This is a genomic window from Thioalkalivibrio sp. ALJ15 (genome assembly GCF_000383695.1).
In the GTDB taxonomy this organism is placed as follows: Bacteria; Pseudomonadota; Gammaproteobacteria; order Ectothiorhodospirales; family Ectothiorhodospiraceae; genus Thioalkalivibrio.
The window spans coordinates 120,028-139,651 of record NZ_KB912060.1 but is presented as its reverse complement, the minus strand read 5'-3'; the positions used below and the strand labels follow the sequence as shown (position 1 = coordinate 139,651).

The 19,624-nt window shown below is 65.4% G+C and carries 17 protein-coding genes; 14 read left to right on the top strand and 3 right to left on the bottom strand.

The window, feature by feature from the left end; translation table 11 throughout:
* Positions 1 to 15: 15 nt before the first annotated feature.
* The 5 genes from bamA (at position 16) to lpxA (ending at position 5,225) form a co-directional block, all read left to right on the top strand.
* Positions 16 to 2,358, top strand: coding sequence for an outer membrane protein assembly factor BamA (bamA, locus tag G015_RS0111935; protein ID WP_020146794.1), 2,343 nt, complete (start codon positions 16 to 18; stop codon positions 2,356 to 2,358).
* A gap of 17 nt (positions 2,359 to 2,375) precedes the next feature.
* Positions 2,376 to 2,915: an OmpH family outer membrane protein gene (locus G015_RS0111930; RefSeq protein WP_018139623.1), complete on the top strand. Its 540-nt coding sequence runs from the start codon at positions 2,376 to 2,378 to the stop codon at positions 2,913 to 2,915.
* Positions 2,916 to 2,919: 4 nt separating this feature from the next.
* Positions 2,920 to 3,921: a UDP-3-O-(3-hydroxymyristoyl)glucosamine N-acyltransferase gene (gene lpxD, locus G015_RS0111925; RefSeq protein ID WP_019592662.1), complete on the top strand. Its 1,002-nt coding sequence runs from the start codon at positions 2,920 to 2,922 to the stop codon at positions 3,919 to 3,921.
* Positions 3,922 to 3,987: 66 nt separating this feature from the next.
* Complete coding sequence (fabZ, locus tag G015_RS0111920) at positions 3,988 to 4,446, top strand: 3-hydroxyacyl-ACP dehydratase FabZ (RefSeq protein ID WP_018139625.1); 459 nt, start codon at positions 3,988 to 3,990, stop codon at positions 4,444 to 4,446.
* Complete coding sequence (gene lpxA, locus G015_RS0111915; RefSeq protein ID WP_020146793.1) at positions 4,443 to 5,225, top strand: acyl-ACP--UDP-N-acetylglucosamine O-acyltransferase; 783 nt, start codon at positions 4,443 to 4,445, stop codon at positions 5,223 to 5,225. The genes fabZ and lpxA overlap by 4 nt, the downstream gene beginning before the upstream one ends.
* 58 nt (positions 5,226 to 5,283) lie before the next feature.
* Here lpxA and lpxB read toward each other — a convergent pair whose 3' ends face one another.
* The 3 genes from lpxB to G015_RS0111900 are packed head-to-tail and all read right to left on the bottom strand — an operon-like array spanning position 5,284 to position 8,568.
* A complete protein-coding gene (lpxB, locus tag G015_RS0111910; RefSeq protein WP_020146792.1) occupies positions 5,284 to 6,438 on the bottom strand; it encodes a lipid-A-disaccharide synthase in 1,155 nt (384 codons plus the stop codon).
* Between the two features lie 22 nt (positions 6,439 to 6,460).
* Entirely contained in the window at positions 6,461 to 7,558 is a 1,098-nt protein-coding gene (locus G015_RS0111905) for a DegT/DnrJ/EryC1/StrS aminotransferase family protein (protein ID WP_020146791.1), read from the bottom strand.
* Positions 7,555 to 8,568 (bottom strand): Gfo/Idh/MocA family protein, encoded by a 1,014-nt coding sequence (locus tag G015_RS0111900; protein ID WP_018139628.1) that lies wholly within the window; start codon positions 8,566 to 8,568, stop codon positions 7,555 to 7,557. The genes G015_RS0111905 and G015_RS0111900 overlap by 4 nt, the downstream gene beginning before the upstream one ends.
* A 155-nt stretch (positions 8,569 to 8,723) precedes the next feature.
* Here G015_RS0111900 and rnhB point away from each other — a divergent pair, with 155 nt between their 5' ends.
* From rnhB to G015_RS0111855, 9 genes are all read left to right on the top strand, one after another.
* Complete coding sequence (gene rnhB, locus G015_RS0111895; RefSeq protein ID WP_026296460.1) at positions 8,724 to 9,329, top strand: ribonuclease HII; 606 nt, start codon at positions 8,724 to 8,726, stop codon at positions 9,327 to 9,329.
* Positions 9,326 to 12,805: a DNA polymerase III subunit alpha gene (gene dnaE, locus G015_RS0111890; protein ID WP_020146790.1), complete on the top strand. Its 3,480-nt coding sequence runs from the start codon at positions 9,326 to 9,328 to the stop codon at positions 12,803 to 12,805. The genes rnhB and dnaE overlap by 4 nt, the downstream gene beginning before the upstream one ends.
* A gap of 160 nt (positions 12,806 to 12,965) precedes the next feature.
* Positions 12,966 to 13,931 (top strand): acetyl-CoA carboxylase carboxyltransferase subunit alpha, encoded by a 966-nt coding sequence (locus G015_RS0111885; protein ID WP_018139631.1) that lies wholly within the window; start codon positions 12,966 to 12,968, stop codon positions 13,929 to 13,931.
* A 13-nt stretch (positions 13,932 to 13,944) separates the two neighbouring features.
* A complete protein-coding gene (gene tilS / locus G015_RS0111880; protein ID WP_020146789.1) occupies positions 13,945 to 15,201 on the top strand; it encodes a tRNA lysidine(34) synthetase TilS in 1,257 nt (418 codons plus the stop codon).
* A gap of 184 nt (positions 15,202 to 15,385) precedes the next feature.
* The gene (locus G015_RS0111875) at positions 15,386 to 16,081 is read left to right on the top strand and encodes an ABC transporter substrate-binding protein (protein WP_019592657.1); all 696 of its coding nucleotides are present in this window, start codon (positions 15,386 to 15,388) and stop codon (positions 16,079 to 16,081) included.
* Entirely contained in the window at positions 16,074 to 16,667 is a 594-nt protein-coding gene (locus tag G015_RS0111870) for a SiaB family protein kinase (RefSeq protein ID WP_018139634.1), read from the top strand. The genes G015_RS0111875 and G015_RS0111870 overlap by 8 nt, the downstream gene beginning before the upstream one ends.
* Positions 16,667 to 17,059, top strand: a complete 393-nt coding sequence (locus G015_RS0111865) for a DUF1987 domain-containing protein (protein ID WP_018139635.1) — start codon at positions 16,667 to 16,669, stop codon at positions 17,057 to 17,059. Before G015_RS0111870 ends, G015_RS0111865 begins: the two co-directional genes overlap by 1 nt.
* Positions 17,056 to 17,928: a GGDEF domain-containing protein gene (locus G015_RS0111860; protein ID WP_051080509.1), complete on the top strand. Its 873-nt coding sequence runs from the start codon at positions 17,056 to 17,058 to the stop codon at positions 17,926 to 17,928. Before G015_RS0111865 ends, G015_RS0111860 begins: the two co-directional genes overlap by 4 nt.
* Positions 17,925 to 19,601 (top strand): PP2C family protein-serine/threonine phosphatase, encoded by a 1,677-nt coding sequence (locus tag G015_RS0111855; protein WP_020146788.1) that lies wholly within the window; start codon positions 17,925 to 17,927, stop codon positions 19,599 to 19,601. Before G015_RS0111860 ends, G015_RS0111855 begins: the two co-directional genes overlap by 4 nt.
* Positions 19,602 to 19,624: the final 23 nt, after the last annotated feature.

The window sequence follows — 19,624 nt, the reverse complement described above, 5'->3', positions numbered from 1 at the left end:
GAATTGGCGGAAAGCATGTCGCGAAACAGCTTGAGAGCAATAGCCCTGGTCGGTCTCCTGGGTCTGGCAGGTACGGCCTGGGGACAGACCTACCAGATCGAAGATATCGAGATCGAGGGGCTGGAACGGATTACCGCGGGTACGGCGCTCAGCTATCTGCCAGTCGAAGTGGGCGACACCTTCGACGAAAGCCAGAGCCCGGACATCATCCGCGAGATGTTCCAGACGGGGTTTTTCGACGACGTGGAGATTGCCCGGCGCGGGAATGTGCTGGTGGTGATTGTCTCCGAGCGTCCGGCGATCAACGAGATCAATTTTTCCGGGAATCGTGACATCCCGGACGATGGCCTGCGCGAGGCGCTTGAAGCGGCCGGACTGCGCAGCGGTCGCGTGTTCAACCGCACGATGCTCGACCGGATCGAGAGCGAACTGCGTCAGCAGTACTTTGCTCGCGGCCGCTACAACGTCGAGGTGGATGTCGAGATTATCGACCTCCCGCGCAACCGCGTGGATATCGAGATCGATATCGCCGAAGGCCCTGTGGCGCGTATCCAGCAGGTCAATGTGGTGGGCAACGAGACCTTCACCGACCGCGAACTGACCCGCCGGTTTGATTCGGGCGTACCCCGCTGGTGGGCCTTCTTCAGTCGGCGGGACCACTATTCCCGCGAGAAGCTGTCGGGCGACCTTGAGCAGTTGCGTTCGCACTACCTGGACGAGGGCTTTCTCGAGTTCGATATCGATTCCACCCAGGTGACCCTGACGCCGGACCGCCGCGATCTGTTCATCACGATTAACGTGGATGAGGGTGAGCGCTATACCGTCACCGGATTCGACCTGGCGGGTGATTTCGTGGTGTCGCGGGACGAGTTGGAAGAGCTGGTCGAGATTGATGTGGGCGAACCCTTCTCGCGCAGCCAGGTGACGCAATCCGCCGAGCGGATCACCAATCGCCTGATGCAGGACGGCTATGCATTCGCCAACGTGAATCCCGTGCCGGATGTCGACGAGGACAGCCGCGAGGTCGATATCACCTTCTTTATCGACCCAGGCCCGCGTGTATACGTTCGGCGCATCCAGATCACCGGTAACGAGAATACGGAGGAGCGCGTCTATCGCCGCGAGCTGCGGCAGATGGAGAGCTCCTGGTACAACGGGGCCCTGATCAAGCGCTCCCGCGTGCGGCTGCAGCGTCTGCCATTCGTGCAGAGCGTGAACGTGGAGACGCAGCGAGTCCCCGGTACTGACGACGAGGTGGATCTGAACATCACGGTGACCGAGCAGCAATCCGGCGCGTTGACGCTTGGGGCGGGCTTCTCGCAGAACCAGGGGTTGTTGTTGACCGCGGGGTTGCAGCAGGACAACTTCCTGGGTACGGGTAACCGCTTTAATGCGGAGGTCAGTACCAGCCGAGTGAACCAGATCTTCCGCATGAGCGTGACCAACCCGCACTACACCCCCGCCGGGGCCAGCCGTGGGTTCTCTGTCTTCTACCGCAAGATCGACGCCGAGCGGGCGAACATCTCGCGCTACTCCTCGAACCGCTATGGGTTTGACGTGAGCTACGGGATCCCGCTGTCGGAGTTCGACCGCATCCGGATCGTGCCCGGTTTCGAACATATCGACATTGACACGATCGATCGTGACGGCCGGCGGGGCAGCCCGGACGAGATCTTTGACGAGGTCGACGAGTTCGGTAGTTCGGCAAATTTCTACAAGATCGAGACGAGTTATATCCACGACACGCGCGATCGCACGACCTTCGCCACCCAGGGGCGACGCCACCGCATTGGTCTGGAACTGGCCGTGCCCGGCAGTGATCGGGAGTTCTACAAGCTGACCTATTCGGGCGAGGAGATCTTCCGCCTGTCGGATCGTTATTCCTTCAGTATCTCGGGTGGGATTGCCTACGCGGATGGCTATGGCGGCTCCGAGCTGCCGTTCTATGAACGGCTGTTTGCCGGTGGTATTCGTTCGGTGCGTGGTTACGAGGACAACCGCCTCGGGGATCAGCGCGAGCTGCGCGAATTCCGGGACGAGAATGTTCCTGCGACGCGCGACTCCAATGACGACCCGTATGGTGGCCGCTTCCGTACCACGATCTCAGGGGAGTTGTTCTACCCGCTGCCGTTCGCGGCTGACAACGACGCGGTGCGGATGAGCACCTTTGTCGATGCCGGTAATGTGTTCAACGATCCGGGCGACTGGGACGTCGGCGAGTTGCGGGCGTCCGCTGGCTTCGCGATAACCTGGTTCTCGCCGGTGGGGCCGCTGAGCTTTAGCGTGGCCGAGCCGCTGAACGACCAGCCGGAAGACGATATTCAGCGCTTCCAGTTCCTGCTGGGGGCGTCCTTCTGAGCGCGAGGAGCAAGAACATGAGTCAGCGCAGTGGGACCATGAAGGGCGGCGTCTCCCTGGCGCTGTCCGCCGTGCTGTTGTTGGCGGGCTGGCTGGCCCTCCCGGCCCAGGCCGGGGCTCAGAACGTGGCATTCGTGACGATGAACCGCATCCTGGAGGACTCGCCGCAGGCCGAGCAGGCCATGCGCGAGCTGGAGCGTGAGTTCTCCCCGCGTGACGCCGAGCTGGTGGCCGAACGCGAAGAACTCCAGCGCATGCGTGACCGGCTGGAGCGCGACGGCGACATGATGAATCCCTCCGAGCGGGCCGATCTGGAGCGGGAGTTTTCCCAGCGGTCGCGTGAGTTCCGGCGAGCCCAGGAGAGCTTCAGCGAGGACCTGAACGTTCGCCGTAACGAAGAGCTGTCCCGGCTGCAGCGGCGGATCAACGACGCGATTGTGGAACTGGCGCGCGAACGCGAGATCGACGTCATCCTGACTGAACGCAACGTGCTCTACGCCAGCGACCGGGTCGACATCACGGACGATATCCTTGCCGCAATGCAGCGCGACGACTGAGCGGGTGATCACCGCCGGAGACCTCGCCGTACATCTGGGCGGCGAGCTCACCGGGCCGGCCGAGATCCCGTTGCGAGGGCTGGCGACGCTTGCCCGGGCCGGGCCGGCGGATGTGTCCTTTGTTACGAATCCCGATCGCTATCGCGATGCCCTGGACTCTACCGAAGCGGGCTGTGTGTTGGTCCCCAGGGTGGGTGCCAAGTCGGTGAGCACGACAGCGCGTGCCTGGATTGCCGTCGATGATCCCTACCGCGCCTATGGGCAGGCGTCCCGCTGGTTTGGTGCCGGGCGCCGATGCGGTACTCCCGGTGTTGACCCAAGCGCGCGAGTGCATCCTGACGCACGCCTGGCCGCTGATGCGGAGGTTGGACCGGGCGTGGTGATTGGCGCCGGTTGCCGTATTGGTGCCGGTGTGGTGATTGGCGCACACAGCGTTCTGGGCGCGCGAGTTGAGGTAGGGGAGGAGAGCTATCTCCATCCTCGGGTCAGCCTGCTGAACGGAGTGCAAATCGGCAGACGTGCCATCATCCATAGTGGCGCGGTACTGGGTGCCGATGGGTTTGGATTCGCAAGCGGTCCGGATTCCACCTGGGAGAAGATCGAGCAGTTGGGGGATGTGCGCGTGGGCGATGATGTGGAGATTGGTGCCAACTCCACTATCGATCGCGGATCGCTGGAGTCCACGCGGATTGGCAACGGGGTCAAGATCGACAACCTCGTCCATGTTGCCCATAACGTTCAGATTGGCGACCATACGGCCATAGCGGGTTGTGTGGGGATTGCGGGCAGCGCACGCATCGGGGCGCATTGCGCCATTGGGGGCGGGGTCGGGATTCTCGGCCACCTGGCGATAGCCGATCGGGTGACACTGCACGCGATGACGCTCGTCACGCGCTCGATTGATCAACCAGGGGAGTATGCGTCCGGTGTCCCTCACCAGGAGGCCCGGTTGTGGAATCGCATGCTGGCACGGCTGCGTCGGCTCGCCCGGACACGGGATGCATGAAACCCGCTTGTGTTGGAGTCGTCCGTTGGTCTCGGCTCATCAGAATCAGCAAAAAAGGAATGCCGCGTGGATGACTTCAATGTCCAGGAGATCATGCGCTATCTGCCGCATCGATATCCGTTTCTCATGGTCGACCGGGTGCTGGAGTGGGAGGCCGGCGTCTACCTGACCGGGATCAAGAACGTCAGCATCAACGAGCCCTATTTTCAGGGGCATTTCCCGATCAAGCCGGTGATGCCCGGTGTCCTGATCCTCGAGGCGCTGGCGCAGGCCACGGGTCTCCTGGCGTTCAAGACCGAAGAGGCGCGCAACGAGAATCAGGACAAGCAGCAGCTGTACCTGTTTGTCGGCATCGACGAGGCACGTTTTCGCCGCCAGGTGGTACCCGGCGACCAGCTCCACCTGCGTGTGGATCTCAAGCGCACCATGCGCGGCATCTGGCGCTTTGACGCGGTCGCCCGTGTGGGCGACGACGTCTGTGCCACGGCGCAGCTGATGTGTTCCGGGCAGGAAATCCCCTCGTGATCGACCCTCGGGCTGACGTACACCCGAGCGCGGAGCTGGACTCCTCGGTCGAGGTCGGGCCTTTCAGCGTGATCGGTCCGAATGTGCGAATCGGGGCCGGTACCCGCGTGGGTCCGCATGTGGTGATCCGCGGCCCGACCGAGATCGGTCGCGAGAACCGCATCTTCCAATTCTCCTCGATCGGCGAGGAACCCCAGGACACGACCTACAAGGGCGAGCCGACGCGGCTGGTGATTGGGGATCGCAACGTGATCCGCGAATCGGTCACGCTCCACCGGGGAACGGAGAAAGGGCTCGGTGAGACCGTGATCGGTCACGAGAACCTGATTATGGCCTACGTGCATATCGCGCACGACTGCACCATCGGCAACAAGATCATCTTCTCCAACGCGACTTCGCTGGCGGGTCACGTCGAGATTCAGGACAACGTGACCCTGGGTGGCTTTACCCTGGTACACCAGTTCTGTCGGGTGGGGACCTTTGCCTTTACCAGCATGGGCGCGGCGCTTAACCGTGACCTGCCGCCCTACTGCCTGGCCAGTGGCAACTACGCGCGGCTGATCGGGATCAACAAGGTTGGGCTGCGGCGCAATGGCTTCTCCAACGAGGCGATCCAGGCGCTGCATCGGGTCTTTATCCTCGGCATGCGTGGTCGTGCCGGCCGCGAGCGTCATCTGGAGACGATGTTCGACGAGACCGAGGTCCCGGAAGTGCGCAACCTGATCGGGTTCGTGCGCAACAGCCAGCGTGGGATACTGCGCGGAGGCCGGCCTCACTAAGGAAACGCCTGTAACTCAGGGCTTCCACGAGGCGGCGACAAGGCTGCCTATCCGGAGATCAGTAGTCGCTCAGGCGCCCTTCGTTGAGGAGTTCGCGTGCCATCTCGGCGATACGGCGGTCGGCCCCGCCGTCTCCCAGGCGTTCACGGATCGAGGCGAGGGACTCCCGCATCACGCCGAGCCGTTCCGGGTGCCGCAGCAGGTCGAGCGCGTCTGACGCCAGGCGTTCGGGGTTCGCCTGGCGCTGAAGGTATTCCGGGACCAGTCGTTCCCCCGCGACGATGTTGACCAGGGCGATATTCTCCAGGCGGACCAGTCGCGAAAAGACCGCGTGGCTGAACCCCCCCATTCGGTAGAACACCAGCATGGGCGCCTGGAGCAGGCCGGCCTCGAGCGTGGCTGTGCCCGAGGCAATCAGCAGCAGATCGGCGCCCGCCATTAGAGCGTGTGCGCCTTCTTCCCCGGAGACAAACGATATCGGCAGGCCGTCGCGCGGCGCCAGTGCGTCCAGCCGTGACGAGTCCACACCCGGGGCCAGCGCGACCGCGAAGCGCAGCGAGGGATCCTCCGCGTGCATCCGTCGCGCGGTTTCGAGCAGAAGCGGCCAGTGGCGCTTGAGCTCTCCGCTGCGGCTGCCGGGCAAGAGTCCGACCACGCGTTCATCTTCGGCAACGGCGATCCGCTCCGCTAGCGGTACGGTCGGTTCCTGGACCCGGTCCACCAGTGGATTGCCGACGTAGCGCACCGGGACGCCGGCACGCTCGTAAATCTCGGTCTCGAAGGGAAACAGCACCGCCATCGCGTCGACGCACTGCTGAATCCGGCGGATGCGCCCGGACCGCCAGGCCCACAGCTGGGGGCTGACATAGAACAGGACCGGGATGCCCAGGCGCCGGGCATGCGCCGCCAGGCGCAGATTGAATTCGACGTAGTCGACCAGGACCAGCAGGTCCGGACGGTCGCTTTCCAGGTGGGTACCCATGCGCCGGAACAGCCGGCGCAGGCGCGGGTAGTTCACCAGTACGTCGACGAGCCCGACGACCGCGAGTTCCTCGACATCGATCAGCGTCTCGACACCCGCGTCGCGCATCTGGGCGCCGCCCATGCCGGAGTATCGGACTTCGGGCTCCAGGATCGCGAGTTCGCGTACCAGCCCGGCCCCCAAGGCATCGCCGGAGCTCTCTCCGGCGCAGATGACCACGTGGCGTCGCATGGGGCCGGGTCTGTCTCGGCGCTTAGGCGAGGGCGCGCCGGATGGTGTCGCAGATCATCTCGATCTGGCCGTCCTCGAGCTCGGGGAACACCGGAAGGGACAGGCAGCGTGCGGTGACGGATTCGGTGACCGGAAGACTCGCAGGCAGGTTCGGCAGATCCGCGAAGGCTTTTTGCTGGTGCAGCGGGACCGGGTAGTAGATCGCGTGCGCGATCTCGGCCTCTTTCAGGGCTTGCATGATCGCGTCACGGTGATCGGTCAGAAGCGTGTACTGGTGGTAGACATGCGTACCGATACCGTCTTCGTGCGGGGTCTGAACTGGCAGGCCCTCCAGGCCCTTGCGGTAGCTGGCGGCGGCGCGCCGGCGCTGGGCGTTGTACGCGTCGATATGCGGCAGTTTCACCCGCAGGATCGCCGCCTGCATCTCGTCCAGGCGGCTGTTGTAGCCCACCTCGTCGTGGTAATAGCGCTCGCTGGACCCGTGGTTGCGCAGTCGCTTCAGGGCCTCGGCCGAGGTCGGGCAGCTGGTGGTGACCAGACCGCCGTCGCCGAAGGCCCCGAGGTTCTTCGAGGGGAAGAACGAGAAGCAGCCAAAGGCATTGGCGGACCCGGTCTGCGCGCCATCGATGGCGGCGCCAAAGGACTGGGCGCAATCCTCGACGATCAGGAGCTTGTGGCGTTCGGCGATGGTCTGCAGGCGTGGCAGGTCGGCCGGCTGTCCGAACAGGTGCACGGGAATGATTGCCTTGGTGCGTTCGGTGACCGCCGCTTCGACCCGCTCCGGGTCGATGTTGAAGGTATCGGGATCGATGTCCACGAACACCGGATCGGCCCCCACATAGCGAATTGCCTCGGCGGTGGCGATGAAGGTGAATGGCGTGGTGATCACCTCGTCGCCCGGGCCGATGCCTGCGGCGGCCAGGGCCAGATGCAGCGCATCCGTCCCCGAGGCGCAGGTAATCGCATGTTCCACACCGAGATAGCGCGCCAGCTCGTCTTCCAGCGCCTGGACATTGGGGCCCAGGATGTAGCGGGCCCCGGCCAGGACCTCCTGCAGCGCGGCATCGATTTCGGGACGCAGGCTCTGGTACTGGCGCTGCAGGTCGACCATCGGGATCACGGCTTGACTCCTGTGCGAGTGTTTTCGAGGTGGCTGTGGGGGCCGTCGGCCTGGCCCATCACGTTGAGGTTCTGATAGACGAGCTTCGTGATTTGCTCGGCGGTGGCCAGCGCGCGCTGGCCGTCGCGGCCGCTGACCACGACCGGGCCTTCGCCGCGTACGGCGGCCACGAAGGCGCGGATCTCGGCGAGCAGGGCATCGGCCTCGTCGAAGACGCTCTCGTCCCGGTGGATCTCCGGGGCACCGGTCTCCGGATCGGGCGCGCCGATGTGGTTGAGCGACAGGATGCGGTTCTGAAAGTCCACCGAGGCATAGGCATGCGACTGGAAGATGCGCATGCGCCGCTCGGACTTGTTGCTGACGCGCGAGGAGGTGACGTTCGCCACACAGCCGTTGGCGAACTCCAGGCGGGCGTTGGCAATGTCGATGTCCTGCGTGAGCACACGGGCGCCAGAGGCACGGACCTCGGTTAGCGGTGAGTCCGTCAGGGACAGGATGATGTCGATGTCGTGGATCATCAGATCCAGCACGACCGAGACGTCAGTCGCGCGGGGCTTGTAGGGCGCCAGACGGTGCGATTCGATAAATCGCGGATGCAGCGGATCGTCGGTCAGTCGGCGCAGGGCGGCATTGAAGCGCTCCAGGTGCCCGACCTGCAGCACGACCCCTTTGGCCTCGGCCAGCTGGTTCAGGGCCTCGGCCTGCTCCAGCGTCGCGGTGATCGGTTTTTCCACCAGCACATGGCACCCGGCGTCGAGAAAGTCCCGGGCGATGTCGTAGTGAAGGGTGGTCGGCGCGGCGATCGAGACCGCATCGACCTGGCCGAGCAGTTCGCGGTGATCGGTGACCGCGGCGCAGCCATGTTCGGCGGCGACACGCTCGGCGGTGGCGGCATCGGCATCGGCTACGGCGACCAGTTCGGTCTCGGGCAGGGCGGCGTATTTTGCGGCATGCCATTTGCCAAGGTGACCGACGCCGATCGCGGCGCAGCGCAGGGGATTCTGAGACATGGGCGGGCTCGAGGTTCGTGGGGCGTGTGCTAGGATTTCCGGCGCTATTGTAACGGATCGCCCGGACTGCGCATGTCCGCGATCCATTCCCGCTATTGTCCAGGGAAACACGGGTTTCAGTGTTCCCTTGGTGTCCAGGCCCGATCGGGGGTTCGATGTCCGCAAACAGGGTGGCAAACGCTTGGGTCGCGGGCGTCGACGAGGTGGGACGTGGCCCACTGGCGGGGCCTGTGGTGGCGGCCGCGGTGATCCTGCCGGAAGGTTTTGAGGCACCGGGACTGACCGATTCCAAGAAGCTCTCGGCGCGTCGCCGGCAGTCGCTGGATGTCGAGATTCGCGAACGCGCGGTGGCCTGGGCGCTGGGGCGAGCCGAGGCGGCCGAGATCGACGCATTGAACATCCATCGCGCGACCCTGCTGGCGATGCAGCGCGCGGTGGCCGCATTGTCGCAGGTGCCCGATCACCTGCTGGTCGATGGGCGCTTTACGCCAGAGGGCCCCTGGAGCGCCGAGGCGATCGTCGGCGGGGATGGCTCCGTAGCAGCAATCAGCGCGGCCTCGGTCATCGCCAAGGTGGCGCGCGACGCGGAGATGACGGCCCTGCACGAACGCTATCCCGACTACGGCTTTGATCGCCATGCAGGCTACCCGACCGCCTACCATCGCGACGCGCTGGCGCGCCTCGGGCCGTGTGCAGAGCACCGTCGCAGCTTTGGACCGGTGGCGCGGGCGCTGGCCGCTGTTACGGGGGAAGGGGCATGAGCAGCGAATGGCACGACCCCGGCTTTGTGCACCTGCGGGTGCACTCCGAGTATTCGCTGATCGACGGGCTGGTGCGCCTGAAGCCGCTGGTCGCGGCGGTCGCGGAGAAGGGCATGCCCGCCGTCGCGGTGACCGATCACTGCAACCTGTTCGGGCTGGTGAAGTTCTATCGGGCGGCCATTGCCCAGGGTGTGCAACCGATCATCGGGGCTGATCTGCTGGTGCGGGACGCCCGTGCCGACGGGAGCGTGGCGCGCATAACCCTGCTGGCGCAGAACGACCCCGGCTACCGCAACCTCACCCGACTGATTTCGCGTGCCTGGCAGGAAGGGCAGGAAAAGGGCATCCCCAGGATCGACGCCGAATGGCTGGACAGCGCGGCCGAGGGCCTGATCGCCCTGTCGGGTGGCATCGATGGTCTGTTCGTGAGCGGCTCCGGGGTGGCGCGCGCACTGACCCAGGATGAGCTTGGCCCCTGGCTGAAGCGTTTTCCCGGGCGCTTCTATCTGGAGCTGACGCGCACCGAGCGCCCGGGCGAGGAGGCCTGGATCGAGCAGGCCCTGACAGCGGCGGAGCAGTTCGATCTGCCCGTGGTGGCGACCAACGACGTGCGCTTTCTCAAGGCCGAGGATTTCGAGGCCCACGAGGCGCGTGTCTGCATTCATGACGGCACCACGCTGGATGACCCCTCGCGTCCGCGGCGCTACTCGGAACACCAGTACCTTGCCAGCCCGGAGGAGATGGCGGAACGCTTCTCGGATATCCCCGAGGCCCTGGCAAACTCGGTGGCAATCGCGCGGCGCTGCAGCGTGAGCCTGACGCTTGGGGAGTCAGTGTTGCCGGATTTCCCGGTGCCGGAGGGATACACCGTCGAGGATCACCTGCGGGAGACCTCCGCGAAGGGGCTCGCGGCACGGCTGGAGCGTTTCCAGTTCGCCGAGCGTTCGGAGTACGACGAACGCCTGAAGCTCGAACTGGACGTGATTTGCCAGATGGGTTTCCCCGGCTACTTCCTGATCGTGGCCGACTTTATCCAGTGGGCCAAGGACAACGGCATCCCGGTGGGCCCGGGGCGTGGCTCGGGCGCGGGTTCGCTGGTCGCCTATGTGCTGGGTATTACGGACCTGGATCCATTGCGTTATGAGCTTCTCTTTGAGCGCTTTCTTAACCCCGAGCGCGTCTCCATGCCCGACTTCGATGTCGATTTCTGCATGGAGAAACGCGACGACGTGATCGACTACGTGGCCGAGCGCTACGGCCGCGACAAGGTCTCGCAGATCATCACCCACGGCACTATGGCCGCGAAGGCGGTCGTGCGCGACTGTGGCCGCGTGCTGGGCTATGGCTACGGCTTTGTCGACCGTATCGCCAAGCTGATCCCGTTCGAGCTGGGCATGACCCTGGGCAAGGCCCTGGCCGAGAGCGAGGACCTGAAGGCGCAGTACGACCAGGACGAGGAGGTGCGCGGGATCATCGATCTGGCGCTCAAGCTCGAGGGACTTACGCGCAACGCGGGCAAGCATGCGGGCGGTGTGGTGATTGCACCGTCTGCGCTGACCGACTTCTCGCCGCTGTACTGCGAGGACGATGGCGGCTCGCTGGTGACCCACTTCGACAAGGACGACGTCGAGGCCGTGGGCCTGGTGAAGTTCGACTTCCTCGGGCTGCGCACGCTGACGATCATCGACTGGGCGGTCGAGAACGTGCGCAAGATGGACCCGGAGGCCCGCATCGACCTGGATGCGGTCCCGCTGGATGACCCCGACACCTTCAAGCTGCTGAAGGCCTACCAGACCACGGCGGTGTTCCAGCTGGAATCGGGCGGGATGAAGGATCTGATTCGGCGCCTCCAGCCGGACAGCTTCGAGGACATCATCGCGCTGGTGGCCCTGTACCGGCCGGGCCCGTTGCAGTCGGGGATGGTGGACGACTTCATCGACCGCAAGCACGGTCGCGCGCAGGTGGAGTACCCGCATCCGGATCTGGAGCCGATCCTGCAGCCGACCTACGGCGTCATCCTGTACCAGGAGCAGGTCATGCAGATCGCCCAGGTCCTGGCGAACTACACCCTGGGCGGCGCCGACCTGCTGCGCCGTGCGATGGGCAAGAAAAAGCCCGAGGAGATGGCCAAACAGCGCCAGATCTTCATGGAGGGCGCGCTGGGGCGTGGGGTCGAGGAGGGGACCGCGACCTACATCTTCGACTTGATGGAGAAATTCGCCGGCTACGGCTTCAACAAGTCGCACTCGGCCGCCTACGCCCTGGTCGCCTATCAGACCGCCTGGCTGAAGGCGCATTATCCGGCGCCGTTCATGGCGGCGGTGCTGTCCGCGGATATGGACAACACCGACAAGGTCGTGGGCCTGATCGAGGAATGCCGGAACATGGGCCTGAAGGTCCTGCCGCCGGACGTGAACCAGTCGGACTACCGCTTTACCTGCCTCGATGCGCAGACGGTGGTCTATGGCCTCGGGGCGATCAAGGGCGTGGGTGAGTCTGCGATCGACACGCTGTTGAAGGCACGCTCGGCGGACGGGTCCTTCCACGGGCTGATCGACCTGTGCCAGCGCGTGGACCTGTCCAAGCTCAACAAGCGGGTGCTGGAGACGCTGGTGCGCGCGGGTGCGCTGGATGCGATCGGTGCGAACCGCGCGACGCTGCTGAACGACATCCCCACGGCCGTGGCCGCGGCGGAACAGACCGAGCGCAATGCGAGCCTGGGTGTGGTGGACCTGTTTGGCGATCCGGCGGCTGCGGTGGTCCCGGAGAGCGAGACCCTCCCGGAGATGGAGGACGACGATCGTCTGCGCGGGGAGAAAGAGACGCTCGGCCTGTACCTGACCGGACACCCGGTCGAGCGCTATCGCGCCGAGCTCAAGCGGTTGACGGGCAGTACGTTCGCGGATCTGGAGGCGAAGCTGGAGCAGCGGCCCGATGACAGCGGCCAGCAGGGGCGACGCGGGCGCCAGGAGACCGTGCGCATTGCCGGCCTGGTCGTGGGGGTGCGGGTGCGCAACACGCAGAATGGGCGCATGGGCATCGCGACCCTGGATGATCGCAGCGGGCGTGCCGAGATCGTGCTGTTCAACGACGACTTCACCACCTACCGCGATCGGCTGGAGCCGGACACCCTTCTGGTGGCCGAGGGGACGGTGGCGCTGGATGACTATGCCGGCGGCATCCGCATGCGGGCCCGGGCCGTGTACACCCTGGACGAGGCGCGGGCGCAGTGGGCGCGCGCCCTGCACCTGTGCCTGGAGGGGGTGCACGCCGAGCAGGTGCAGAACCTGCGCGGCCTGATGGAGGAATATCGCGATGGTCAGTGCCGAGTCCACCTGTGCTACCGGCGGGATGATTTCGAGGCCGAGCTGAGCCTGCCCGAGGCCTGGGCCATTCGTCCGGACGAGCGGCTATTGCGCAATCTGCAGCAGAACCTGGGCCCGGGTTGCGAGGCCCAGGTCCTGTACGGCCGTTGATTCTGTCGGCATCTACGCAATTAGGCGTTGTGATCAACAGCCCTGAGCCACCGCACGTCGCTGCACATCCGCCTCGGCCGGTCTCGAACGGGCAGCGAAGTGCGGGGTAATTGGTTACAATTCCGCGCCTGACGCCCATCTTTCCGACGCGGGACCCTGCATGAATCCGGATTTTCTCGACTTCGAACAGCCCATTGCCGAACTGGAAGCCAAGATTCGGGATCTGCGCTATGTGGGTGACGATGCCGAGGTCAACATCCAGGAAGAGATCCAGCGGCTGGAGGAGAAGTGCCGTTCGCTGACGGAGAGCATCTTCGCCAAGCTCACCCCCTGGCAGGTGGCGCAGATGTCGCGTCATCCCAAGCGCCCGTACACGCTGGACTACATCCCGCAGTTGTTCGACGAGTTCGAGGAGCTGCACGGTGACCGGACCTACGCGGATGATCCGGCCATCGTGGGGGGCGTGGCCCGCCTCGACGGGCGCCCGGTAATGATCATCGGCCATCAGAAAGGTCGCCAGACGCGCGAGAAGGTCTACCGCAACTTCGGGATGCCGCGCCCGGAGGGCTACCGCAAGGCCCTGCGGCTGATGGAGACGGCCGAGCGTTTTCGGCTGCCGGTCCTTACGTTCATCGACACCCCGGGTGCCTATCCGGGCGTGGGTGCCGAGGAGCGCGGCCAGAGCGAGGCGATCGCCCGCAACCTGATGGTGATGGCGCGGCTGGATACCCCGATCATCGCGACCGTGATCGGCGAGGGCGGCTCCGGCGGCGCGCTGGCGATCGGGGTCGGGGATGCCACGCTGATGCTGCAGTACTCGACCTACTCGGTCATCTCGCCGGAAGGCTGTGCCTCCATTCTCTGGAAGAGTGCCGAACGCGCGTCCGAGGCAGCGGAGGCGCTGGGCATTACCTCGCAACGGCTGCACGATCTGGGGCTGGTCGATCGCATCGTCTCCGAGCCACTGGGCGGGGCCCATCGCGATCCGGAGACGATGTCGGCACACCTGCGCTCGGCGCTGCTGGAAACCCTTGATGGCCTGGAGGCGCTGGACCCGGCCAAGCGGCTGGATCGGCGTTACCGCCGCCTGATGGACTACGGTGCCTTCCAGGAAGCCACTTCCTGAGACACCGGGCCGGGTGGGGGATCACACCCACCCGGTGATGGTCGCCATGCGGGCCTTTTTGCAGGACCACCCGGACTTCGCTTCTTTGCGCGTCGCCTTTAGCGGCGGCCGCGACTCCTCTGTATTGCTGCACGCGCTCGCGCGACTGCGCCCTCAAGGGCTTGAGGCCTGGCATGTGAATCACGGTCTGCGACCGGATGCCGATGCGCAGGCGGCGTTCTGTGTACGCGTTGCCGAGGCGCTGGATGTAGCGCTGACCGTACGCAAGGTGACCGTTCTTGATGATGCCTCCGAGGGGCCGGAGGCCGCAGCGCGCCGTTCACGCTACACGGCCCTGCGCGAGGGCCTCGGGGGGCGGGACCTGATCCTGACCGCCCAGCATGCCGACGACCAGGCCGAGACCTTTTTGCTCGCCGCGCTGCGCGGGAGCGGTCCGGAGGGCCTTCAGGGCATGCGGGTACTGCGTCGCGAAGGGGACACCTGGTTGGGGAGACCGTTGCTGGAGGTCCCGGGCGAGGCCATCGCGGACTACGCAGAAGCGGCGGGGCTCGGTTGGTACGACGACCCAAGCAATGACGACACCCGCTTCGATCGCAATTTCCTGCGCCGCGAGATCCTCCCGCGTCTGGCGGAGCGCTTCCCTGTTCATGCCTCCCTGGCGCGCAGCGCCCGCTGGCAGCGCGAGGCCGTCGACCGCCTGGAGAGCCTGGAGGATGAACGCATTCCGGATGAGGCCTCGCTCGAGCTGGCCTCGCTGGCCGAGCTGGACCGGCCCGCTCGACGCGCGCGATTGCGGGCCTGGCTGCGCGCGCAGGGCCTGCGACCGCCGGGCCATGCGCGGCTGGAGGAGTTCTGTCGGCAACTGGAGGTCCACGCGCCGGACCGGAATCCGGAGCTGCGCTGGGCGGATGGCTGGATGGGCGTTTATCGCGGAACGATTTGTGCCGAAGCCCCGGATGCAAAGTCGGCCGTGCCAGGTGACGTGATCCCCTGGCCGCCGGGGCATGCGCGCCTGACGCTCCCGGATGGTCGCATGCTGGAGCGCGCAGCGCTGGTGGCCCTGGGTGTGGACGCGCAGGAGGCGCTGGAGGTCGGTTCTCGCCGGGGTGGGGAAACCGTGGTGACGCCAGCGGGCCGCCGACCCTTGAAAAAGCGGCTTCAGGAGCGGGGGATCCCGCCATGGGAACGCGAGCACCTGCCGTTGGTCAGGCGGCGGTCGGATGGGCTCGTCGTGGCCATTCTCTGGTCGGATGGAGACCTGAGTCCCTGAAGGTGGCAGGTCTGATGGATGGTGATCCGTTCAAAACCTGTAGTCCCCTTGCAGTTGACGGGGCGAGCGGAAAAGCCAATGCTTGAACTTCGTCATACTTTTGAGGGGCCGGGGTGTGAGAACCATCAGCCGGCAGACCAGGGCGTATGTCCGGGGTATCGCTTGTGTGTTCGCGTTGCTGGGTATGGCAACGGCACAGGGCGGAACCCTCAACCTGGCCACCGAGAGTTATCCGCCATTTAACTTCGAGACGCCGGAAGGCGGGCTTGACGGTATCTCTGTGCGCGTGATGAACCAGCTGCTCGAGGAAACCGGGATCGAGGCGGAGATCCGTTTGCTGCCCTGGAGTCGTGCCTACGCCGAGGCGCAGTCGAACCCCGATACCTGCGTGTTCTCCACGACGCGGACCCCGGAACGCGAAGAGCTCTTCGAGTGGGTAGGCCCGCTGGTGGAGAATCAGTGGCATGCCTATGCCCTTGAGGGCTCCGACGTCGCAGCGGAGTCGCTCGATGACCTTCACGACTATCGAGTGGGTGGTTATCGCGACGACGCCGTTGCGTTGTATGTCGAGGCCCGGGGGATTGAGATCGATACCGCCCCCAATGACCGCCTGAACGCGCGCAAGCTCGCGGCCGGCCGGATTGACGTCTGGGTCAGTGGCGAGCACCTCGCACCCTGGTACGCGCGTCTGGAAGAGATCGGCGAACTGCGCTCGCTGTTTGCCTTCAACGACACGGTGATGTCGCTCGCCTGCCACCCGGATACCGATCGCGATCGGCTGGACCGCCTCCAGGCCGCGCTGGATGCCATGCGCGAGGATGGCCGCTACGCAGCGATCGTCAGCGAAGTACTCGAACGTAACGGAGACGCGAATGACTGAGTTCGCCACGCAGCGCGAAGCGGATCGCGGTGGCCTGATCGCCGAGGAGGTGCTGGATTTTCAGCGCAACATGACCCGGCGCGGCATTATCTTTTCGTTCACCGGCTATATCTCCGAAGGCATCCTGAAGGCGCTGGGCGACGCCCTGCGTCAGAAGATCCGGCTGGAGTCGACGGACAACAAGACCGTAAACCGAGTGTTCTCGGTGTTCGTCGAGCAGGTGCAGAACATCATTCGCTACTCGGCCGAACGGATCGAGCACGCGGCGGAACCCCCGGTGGAGCTGAGCTCCGGCATGATTACGGTCGGCTCCGAAAAAGGCCGGTTCTTCGTGATCTGCGGCAATATCATCGCCCGCGAAGACGCGGATACTCTGGGCAGCCGGCTGAGCGAGCTTCAGGGGATGGACAACGAGGCCCTGCGGCGCTTCTACAAGGAAAAGCTGCGCGAGCCGCCGGACGAGGGCAGCAAGGGGGGCAGCATCGGGCTGATCGAGATCGCCCGCCGAGCCAGCGAGCCGATCCAGTTCGACTTCGAGCACCTCTCCGACGCGTATTCCTACTTTGTACTGAAGGCCTACATCTGATGGCAGCACTGGACCCCATTCGACACGAGGCAACGGACCGCACCCCGGAGGTCCTGTTCGATTTCGCGGCGGGGCATTACCGCATTTCCGGCGAGTCCTACCCGGAAGACGCCGCGAGCTTCTATGGACCCCTGACCCAGGGCCTGCGACAGGCGGTCCAGGAGCGGGCCAGCGAGTCGCTGGAGTTCAGCGTCGAGATGATCTACTTCAACAGCTCGACCGCGAAGGCGCTGATGAACCTCTTTCAGATCCTCGAAGACGCCGCCGAGGCCGGCATCAACGTGCGCATCAACTGGTGCTACCACGAAGACGACGAGACGATGGAAGAATTCGGCGAGGACTTTTCCGAGGACTTTGCCCACGCGGACTACCGCATGTGCCCGACATCATGAACGCCTCTCACGACCCCAAGCAGCCAGTGCCGGTGCCAGCGACCGCACGCGACGGCGACGATCCGGAAGCGCTTGCCGACTTCTCTCTGTTCGAGCAGGAGAAGCAGATCATGCAGCGCTCCGAGCAGATGCTGGAGGCGCTGGACGATGTGGCCGAGGGCGTGCGCATGCTCGCCAAGGCCTATTCAGAGAGTTATCGCGTTCAGCGCCGCATGATGCGCATGAGTGATCGGATGCAGCTGGACCTGCAGGCCGCCAACCGTCAGCTGCGCGAGCAGGCCACCCACCTGGAGCAGCTCAACGGTGCACTGTCCGACGAGGTGCGCGAGCGCGAGCGCCTGACGGCCGAGCTCGAGCGCCTGGCGCTGGAGGATGCCCTGACCGGGCTGTTCTCGCGGCGCCGGGTAATGGACTGTGTTGAGGGGCTGGCCGAAACGGTGGGCGATCAGGCCCGCTCGCTCACTGTGATGATGCTCGACCTCGACGACTTCAAAGCCCTGAATGACACCCATGGCCATGCCGCCGGGGATTACGCCCTGCAGAGCTTCGCCGAGATCCTCCGCGGCGAGCTCGGCGCCGATCAGTACGCCGGGCGCATGGGGGGCGAGGAGTTCCTGGTGGTGGCCGCGGACCTCGAGCTTGATGCGGCCATGAGCTTGGCGGAGCGCATCCGCACCAGTGTCGAGCAGACGATCCCGCGCTGGAAGGGCGAACCGCTGCATCTGGAGGTCTCGATCGGTCTCGTCGTGACGACCGAACGCTGGCCGGATGCCGGGGCGCTGGTCGCGGCGGCGGATGATCTGCTTTACCGCGCGAAAAACGAAGGCCGTAATCGCGTCGAGGTCCAGTTCCACGGCGAGCCTGTATGACAGAGCCCGGCCCGGCGCGCAGCCGCAGCCTGGTCGCGAAGCTGGCGCTCGCGACCCTGCTGGTTGCACTGGCGCTCAGCCTGCTGGCGAGCGCCTATGTGATCGCGGCCGACTCGCGCGCCTTTCGCGCGGACACCCTGGAACAGATCGAACGGCTGCAACGGCTGGTGGCTCCTCCCGCGGCCGAGGCGGCCTATCAGCTGAATGCCGATCAGGCGGAATCACTGGTGGCGGGCCTGCAGGCCTTTGACGAGATCCACCGCGCCGAGATACTCGACGACTTCGGGCGCACCTTGGCCGAGGTGGAACGCGAAGGTGGCGGCGCCTCCTGGCTTGGGGAACGCCTGTTCGGGGCGGATCGCCAGCACGAGCGCGAACTGCTCCACCCGGACCTGCGCGAAACCAATGGTGCAGTGGGGATGCTGCGTGTGGAGCTCGCCCCCGATGTGCTGGCTGCAGCCCTGATCGAGCGTCTGCGCAATAGCGTGATCACCAGCGTGGTGCAGGCGGTGATCGTCTCGCTGGTCGTCGTACTGCTGTTCTACGGCCTCATGCTGCGCCCGATGCTGCGCATCTCCCGAGCCGTGGCGGGTACCGATCCCGACCATCCGGCCCAGTGGCCGCGCCCCAGCATGGGCCACCATGCGGATGACGAGCTCGGTGCCCTGGACCGCTCGCTCGACCGCCTCCTGAATGCCTTTCAGCAGGGCCTTGATGCGCGGGATGGTGCGCGGGGCGAGCTGAAGGCCCTGAACGAGGACCTGGAGCGCCGCGTGGTCGAGCGTACCCGCGAGCTGGAGGCCGAGAAGCTGGAGACGGAACGTGCGCTTGCGCGGGTCGATGAGGCCAACCGCGAACTCGAGCGCAGCAACCGCCTTGTGGTGGAGAGCATCCGCTATGCGCGGCGCATCCAGACCGCGATGCTTCCGGACAAGCACGCCCTGGACGGACACCTGGACGAGGTGCAGGTCTACTGGGAGCCGCTGCACCTGGTCGGGGGCGACTACTTCTGGCTGGAGGCCATCGACGGGCGCAGCGTGCTGGTGGCCGCGGACTGTACCGGGCATGGCGTCCCCGGGGCATTCATTACCCTGGTGCTGGCCTCGGCGCTGGATCGCATCCTGCATGAACACCGGCTCCTGGAGCCGTCGGCAATCCTGCGCGAGATGGATCGGCTGGTGCGCTCGCGCCTGCGCCAGGACGGTCAGGACTCGGATTCCGACGACGGATTGGAGGCGGCGGTGTGCGTCTATGACCCGGATGCCCGGACCCTGACCTTTGCCGGCGTGGGGCTGCCGCTGATCATGGATCGTGCGGGACAGGTGGAAGAGATTCGCGGCGTCCGCGGTGGGCTGGGGTATCGCAGCCTGGAGCCCGCGCAGCCGGTGGATCATGTGGTGGCGGTCGAGCCGGGCATGGAGTTCTTCCTGATTACCGACGGAGCCCACGACCATGTGGGTGGCGAGCCGCCCCGACTGTTCGGGCGCCGTCGCCTGCGCCACGTGCTGGCGGAAAAGTCCCCGCGTGACCTGGCCGCCAAGATCGATTCCGTGGTCCGCGTACTGGAGGATTATCGCGGCGGCGAGCCACGGCGTGACGACATGACGCTGGTGGCCTTCCGGCCGCTCGCGGCGGACGCGAAAAACATGCCGCGTGGTGCGGCGGCCGATTGAGCCGTCAGGGGCTCTCTGGTAGC